Below are 3,205 nucleotides of genomic sequence, written 5' to 3'. Positions count from 1 at the left end.
GCCTTAAAAATTACAAATATATATGTGCGTTAGCCAACAGTAAGGACTATAATTACACTTAGTAACACTAAGCGACGACCTGTTACAGACTGAAATAGACATGCGCACCATGACCTCTCGAACATCATCGGCGAAACGCGTGCCGATCCCACTTAGCGCCGAGCAAATCGACGACCTGCAACGCCTCGCCAAGCAAGAGCAACGCAGCGAAGCGCAGATGGCTCGGATTATCTATCTCGTCGGACTTGAACAATATGCGAGCCACGCGAAAAGGCGAAGCCGCTAAAAGATGCTGGAACCGTGAAGGATCAAGGCCGGGGGCGGATTCCTTATCTCGATCGGAGTAACACCTATGCGATTCACCATCGATTGCCCGCACTGCAAAGGCCGCGTTATCGCTCGATCGTCGCGCTATATGTCGATCACCTTGCGAGAAATCGTGTTCGTTTGCCGCGATCCAGAATGCGGGCACACGTTCGTCGCGAATCTCGAAGCCGTGCGAACGCTGTCGCCGAGCGCAAAGCCGAATGAGGCGATTCGATTGCCGCTTTCGCCACACGTCAGAGAACGCGTGATGAAACAACTTCAATTGCTCGTCGACTGAACGGGCGAACCTTTGAGGGACCGAACCATGCTGAACACCGACAAGCCTTTGCATTACGTTGCACTCGCCTTTCTCGCCGCTCACGAAGGCGAACACCTCGACCGCGATCGCGCCTTGCTGATCGATCGATGTGTCGCTCACCTGATCGATACGGCACTCGTATCGAAGCGCGAGGCGGAAGTCGCAACGCTCCAGGCATACGGCGAGCGGGAATCGCGCCGATGCAAGGCCTATGTCGACGTGTCGCTCACAACGAGCCACACCATATTCATTCGCGACCCTAGAAACGGCATGCTGCGCGTTTTCACGGTCGCCGAGCTGATCGACCTTGTAAAGACGCCGGCACTGGCGAGCGTGCCCGTGCCGAGCACGCGCGCGATGCTCGCGAACGGCCTCGACGACGCGGCCGGCACTCTCTAAACCAATCCCCACAAAACACCCTTTCCTAGCCGCGCTCGGCGAGCTGCGGCCGGGAGAACTCACGCCCGCGATTCTGAAAAATGGCATCGATCACCGAACTCAAGCGCCGCGTCGACCTTCACGAGCTGGCCGATCGACTCGGCATCAAGAAAGGCAAAGGCGGCGAAAAGGCGAATTACCACTCGCCGCACACGACCGACAAAGTGCCCTCGCTGTCGATCTTTCCGGCACTGCCCGAAAAGGGCGAAGGCTGGAAAGATCATTCGACCGGCAAGGGCGGCTCGTGCATCGACCTCGTGATGTACGTGCAAGGCTGCGACGTATCCGAGGCAATGCGCTACCTGCACGAAGCATTCGGCATTCCGTTCGACACCATCGATAAGCCGGCCGAACCAACCCGCACGAAAACCGCGATCGACTACATCGCCGAGCGTGCTATCGAGCACCGCGAGAAGGCCCGCGACTATCTCAAGTCGCGCGGCATCACCGACGCGGCGATCGAGCGGGCATTGAAGTGCAAGACGCTCGGCTATAACGACTGGACAAGCCCCAAGCGGCCGGCCGGCGAAGTCGGGCACGGCGGCCCCGCTGCGGTTTTCCTCGTGCATTCCCTTAACGGTTCGCAGCTCGTCGCGGCTGACATGCGTTATATCGACCCGGCCCTTAATGGCGGCGTCAAGACGCAGACACAGGGCGAGAAGGACGGACACGGATGGACGGCCGACCCGCGCAAGCTGCACGCAGCTCACCGCGTCGTGATCGTTGAAAGCGCAATCAATGCGCTGTCTGTCGACTCGTGCGGCATCCCCGGAACGGCCGCCTATGCCCTGCGCGGCATCGGCAACGTCGACAACATCGACTTTACGTTTCTGCGCGGCAAGCAAGTCGTGATCTGTCTCGATAACGATGACGTGATCGCCGACGACAAGCCGCGCGCCGGCGAGCGCCCCGGCCCCGATGCCGCTTGCAAGCTGTATGAGCGCCTTACCGCGCTCAACATTGCGTGCATCCTGATCGATCAAGCCGATTGGGTGAAAGACCTTGCGGACGGCTCGAACAAGGCCGAGTCGATCAACGATGTAAATGACTATCTGCAACTGCGCGGCGCTGACGAGCTGCGCAAGGCGCTCGACACTTACGAGCAATGGCTTATCCCCGGCATGGCCGGCGACACGACCCGGAAGGGAAAGCCGCGCGTATTCCTGCCGTCGCACGACTTCGCTCAATACTGGCGTTTCCGCTCGCGGCTCGACTTCTCGACATACATCGCCAAGGCCGGCGAAACCGAGGACGATGCGCCGACGCATATCGACCTCGCCGGCTTTCGCGTCGCGTCGTTTAGCCGCGTGTCTGTCGCAAGCGCCTCGTCGACCATGACGGGCGATCCCGACAACTCGCCGACCGTCTATTTCGCCGTGACCGTGCAGACCCCGCGACATGGTGCGGACCTCACGCGCGCCGTGCTCAACGACAAACAGATTCACAACCTCACGGTATGGAACCAGTTCGGCCCGATATGGGAGCCGAAACGCTTCTCGCGCATGGTGACGATCCTCGAACGCTCGGCGCACCTCGGCGCACGCAAGGCCGCGAACTATGTCGGCCTCGCGTGGCGCGACGGCCGGCTCGTCGTGAATGAAGGCCCCGACTGCTATTTCACGAACGCCGAGCAACAATGCCCGTATCACAACCTCACGTTTCCGAGCGGCACGGCCTCGGACGCGGCCCGCGTGATCGGCAAGTATCAAGAGACGTTCAAAGACAACGCGGCGGCTCTCGCGCTCGTATGGGGGCTAGGCGGGCACCTTAAGGCGCTGCTCGGATTCTGGCCGCACATGATGATGCAAGCCGACAAGAGCGCCGGTAAATCGACGCTCATCAAGGCGCTCGAACGCACGATCGGTTTCACCATGTTTTCAGGCCAATCGCTGCAAACCGAGTTTCGCTTGCTCACGAGTATCAGCCACACATCGCACCCTGTCGGATGGGAAGAACTGAGCGCGCGCAAGCAAGACGTGATCGATAAAGCGGTCGGCCTGTTGCAAGAGAACTACCAATACACGATCACGAAACGCGGCTCGGAAATGACCGAATACGTGCTCTCTGCGCCCGTGCTGCTCGCCGGCGAGGATGTGCCCGTGCGTTCGCTGCATGGAAAGCTCGTGCGCACCAACCTCACCG

Annotated in this window: 4 protein-coding genes; all 4 read left to right on the top strand. The window is 60.1% G+C overall.

From position 1 onward, the window contains the following. The first annotated feature begins 100 nt into the window (after positions 1-100). On the top strand, positions 101-286 hold the full coding sequence (locus BMW76_RS39875; RefSeq protein WP_090874156.1) for a hypothetical protein: 186 nt from the start codon (positions 101-103) through the stop codon (positions 284-286). Between the two features lie 66 nt (positions 287-352). Next, entirely contained in the window at positions 353-604 is a 252-nt protein-coding gene (locus BMW76_RS39870) for an ogr/Delta-like zinc finger family protein (RefSeq protein WP_060081498.1), read from the top strand. Between the two features lie 27 nt (positions 605-631). Continuing rightward, positions 632-1,024, top strand: coding sequence for a hypothetical protein (locus tag BMW76_RS39865; protein ID WP_090874155.1), 393 nt, complete (start codon positions 632-634; stop codon positions 1,022-1,024). An 80-nt stretch (positions 1,025-1,104) separates the two neighbouring features. Then, positions 1,105-3,205 (top strand): toprim domain-containing protein (locus BMW76_RS39860; RefSeq protein WP_090874154.1); only part of this gene is annotated, 2,101 nt, incomplete at its 3' end.

The organism is Paraburkholderia diazotrophica (assembly GCF_900108945.1).
Lineage (GTDB): Bacteria > Pseudomonadota > Gammaproteobacteria > Burkholderiales > Burkholderiaceae > Paraburkholderia > Paraburkholderia diazotrophica.
This window is presented reverse-complemented; position numbering and strand designations above follow the sequence as displayed.